Origin of the sequence: Pantoea sp. CTOTU49201 (assembly GCF_032054795.1) — a bacterium.
Classification (GTDB): domain Bacteria; phylum Pseudomonadota; class Gammaproteobacteria; order Enterobacterales; family Enterobacteriaceae; genus Pantoea; species Pantoea symbiotica.
Genome location: NZ_DAMBSA010000436.1, coordinates 1 through 3,766, shown reverse-complemented (window position 1 = coordinate 3,766; position 3,766 = coordinate 1). Strand labels below are relative to the sequence as shown.

The 3,766-nt window shown below is 57.4% G+C and carries 2 protein-coding genes; one reads left to right on the top strand and one right to left on the bottom strand.

The window, feature by feature from the left end:
- Positions 1-1,469 (top strand): D-lactate dehydrogenase (dld, locus tag RTY00_RS21625; protein ID WP_312666143.1); only part of this gene is annotated, 1,469 nt, incomplete at its 5' end.
- A gap of 155 nt (positions 1,470-1,624) precedes the next feature.
- Here dld and pqqF read toward each other — a convergent pair.
- A partial coding sequence (pqqF, locus tag RTY00_RS21620) for a pyrroloquinoline quinone biosynthesis protein PqqF (RefSeq protein ID WP_312666141.1) occupies positions 1,625-3,766 on the bottom strand: 2,142 nt, incomplete at its 5' end.

Sequence of the window (3,766 nt, the reverse complement as noted above, 5' to 3'; positions counted from 1 at the left end):
GCGGCTCAACGCCCGACGGCAATGATTACGACCGCGATATCGTGATCATCAGCACTCGCCAGCTCAAAGGCGTGCAGGTGATCGATCAGGCGTGTCAGGTGATCGCCTTCCCTGGCACCACCTTGACGGAACTGGAGCATACTTTGCAGCCGCTGGGTCGTGAGCCGCACTCGGTGATTGGATCGTCCTGCATCGGCGCTTCGGTGGTCGGCGGGATTTGTAATAATTCCGGTGGCTCGCTGATTCGGCGCGGCCCCGCTTTCACCGAAAAATCCTTGTTCGCCCGCATTCATGACGATGGCCGGTTAGAGATGGTCAACCATCTCGGCATCGAGTTAGGCGACACGCCAGAAGTGATGCTGGAAAACCTGACGCAGCAGCGATATCAAACCGGCGAACAATCCGACTGGCAGGGAAAAATCTGGGCGGATGATTATGCCGACCGCCTGCGAGATGTGGCTGCAGATTCCCCGGCGCGCTTCAATGGCGATCTGCGTTACCTGCACGACAGCTCAGGCAGCGCCGGAAAAGTGGTGGTGTTCGCTGTGCGCTTGCCGACCTTTGAAGCCAGCGCCGGAAGCGATACCTTCTATATCGGCACTAACGATGAGAGCGTGCTGGTGGCACTGCGCCGTTTCCTGCTTACCAAGATGAGCGAGCTGCCGCTGCAGGCGGAATACATCCATCGCAACGCCTTCGATTTAACCGTGCGCTACGCCAAACATATGTATCTGGCGATCCGTAAACTGGGCCCGCAGGCCATTCCACAGATGATGGCTAACAAAGCCAAATGGGATGTGCGCGTCAGCCACCTGAAATTCCTGCCGCGCAATTTTGTTGATCGGGTGCTGCAATTTTTCAACCAGCTAACGCCGAGCTTTATCGCGCCGCGCATCATGGATTACCGCAGCGAGTATCAACATCATTTGATGATCAAAGTGGAGTCGCAGCAAACCGCTGAATTACAAAGCTTGTTACAGCAGTTCTTTGCTGAGCAGCCAGGCGGCTTTTTCCTCTGCAATGCACGCGAAGCGGCGGATGCATTTTTAGTGCGTTTCGGCGTCGGCGGCTGCACCATTTCCTACTGCGATGCGCTGGGCTACAACCCCAACGAACGGCTGGTGGCATTTGACGTTGCACTACGCCGCAATGATGACGCGTGGCGTTTGACGCTGCCGGATCATCTGGCAGCGCAGGTGCAGGTTGATTCGTGCTGCGGGCACTTCTTCTGCTACGTCAATCATCAGGATTACGTGCTGAAAGCGGGCTACGACGCGAAAGTGTTTAAGGAAGAGGTGAAGCGCTATCTTGAGCAGCGCGGCGCGAAGTATCCCGCCGAGCACAATGTCGGACATCTTTATCAGGCATCGTGTGAACATGTCGAGCATTGGAAACAGCTCGATCCAACCAACAGCTGTAATCCGGGGATTGGCAAAACCAGTAAGAAGAAGTTTTGGCGGGACACGTAGCATCGCACGTAAGGTGCGTATGAATGCGCACCTGGTCGCCATAAATGGCGCCCCTACGATAACGGTGCGGGTTTTGTAGGGTGCGCATTCATGCGCACCTGGTCACCATAAATGGCGACCCTACGATAACGGTGCGGGTTTTGTAGGGTGCGCATTTATGCGCACCTGGTCGCCAAAATCAACCAACGATGCCGTTCGCGCAGCAGACGCTGGTGCAGTTGCTGAAGCTGCGGCAGCGTCAGAGCCTGAATGGCAGCGCGATTGAGCGTCGCCAGGCCGTGCTGCTGGCGCAGGGTTTCGAGTGCGGCATCGCCATTGTCTTTGCTTGCGCATTGCGTCACTAAGCTTGCCTGCCATGCCGCCAGCTTTTCAGGGGAAATTGCCGCGATCTCGGCAACCATCTCACGCATAAAGCGTTTACAGTGACCCAGCAACGCGCGCCAGGTGATATCCGGCGATTGCAGTGCCAGCATTAAGCCATCCACATCTGCCACCCGCTGATAACGCGCCGACACCACATAACCAATTTGCTGATCTACGCGCAGCCGCTGGAAGAAGCGCGTTTCCAGCATCAGCGCCATCACGCGTAAAGCAGCCAGGGCGGCATCGTCGGCGTGCGATAACGGCATAAACAGCAACAGCGCCTGATCGCGTCCGTCGCAGTCGATGGGCACAATGCCGCGTTGCAGTTGTGCGGGCGGCGTGTAGCGCGCCAGATCCGGCGCAAAATCGCTGAGCAGATGCGCCACGCGCTGGCTTAGTGCGCTATTGGTGCCGCACCATGCCGCCAGCCAGTGCGGCAATGGCGATGGCTTAATCAAGCGAGTTGGCAAAGCGGCGAGCAGCTGACGAATGACGATGGAGTGTGTTGTCGCTGCGGATTGTGCCAGCACCGGCTTGTTCAGCGCCCGTAATGCCTGATGCACGCTTAACAACGCGCGATCTTCGGATGCGGGCAGATTGAGCAACAGCTGCCAGCTTCCCTGCATTTGTTGCCAGGTGCCGTTGCCGCCCGCGTGGCGCAGTTCCGCCAGCAGCGGGCGCAACTGGCGTTGCCGCGCCTGCGCTTCTTCATCGCTCAAGGTTTGATAAAACGCCGGACGCAGCAGCAACGTCTCAACCTGTTTTACCGGTGCAATCAGCGGCAGTTGCTGCGCCACCGGCGGAAGACGAGTGAGCTTAAAGTCGTCAGAGGCGGGATAAAAGTGAAACGCTGCGGATTCTGCCGCATTTAGTGACGGCTGTAGCCACTCAGCCAGTTGCAAAGTAAAGCCTTGTGTCTGATGCGGTGCGCCGTCGACGTGTTGCTGCGTGAGCAGACGCGTGCGAGGACAATGCGGCAACGCGGCGGCAAAATCCGTGAAGTTATCTGAAACCGCTAAACCAGGCGCGAAGCCCAACGCGTGGCCGCGCAACTGTTCCAGCGGCGAAAAGGCCGCGAAATCCTGCTGCGCGAGTTGCGCGTAATGCTGCAGCTGAATCGCATTACACTCGATTAACGCAGCCAGATGCTGCCAAACGCGTTGCTCAATCTGTTGCGCCTGCGCCGAAGAAATATGCCTGGCGCTGAAGCGCAGCGCCAATAACGCTTGCTGCTCATCTTGCCATAACCATTGCACATCAAAGGCTTCGCATAGCGCCTCAGCCCGCAACTGCGCCAGCAAACTGCCCGACGCTTCGTCTTGCCAGAACATCTTAAGCAAGGTGACATTGTCACGAACTGTCTGCTCATCACCGGCGATCATCAGTGTCAGCCAGAAATTTTCTTCACCGCCTAATTGCAGCAAACGATCGCCGGGCAGCAGCGTAGGTCTAACCGCCGCAGCGCGTTCTCCACCCGCCAGCAAACTGCCACCAAAGCGGATCGCCAGCTGTGCTAGTTCATCAAGCGATTGCGGCCCTTGCAGCCAAAGCTCCATATTTTCAGCGCGATAGTAGCGGCGATGAAAATCGCGTAATGCGGATTGTAACTCCGTGACATTGTCACTAAACGCAAGCCGACTGCCGACACGGAAGCGCTGAAAGCGTCCCGTTAGCTTATCTACGATAGCGGCTTCGCTCAGCGTGTCGGCATGGTTTTGCAGCAGTTGGTACTCTGCCTCAATCACTGCCGCTTCCTGCTGAATCGCCTGTGTCGTCAGCAATGGGGACGCCAACATATCGCACAGCCGCTGCACGCCTGCAGACAATGCTGAAGCTGGGAGCTGAAAGAAATAGGCGCTGCGGCTCAACTGCGTGGTGGCATTCACCTGGCCGCCCTGCTGCTGCAGCCAAGGCATCAGGAGATGCTCGCCGTT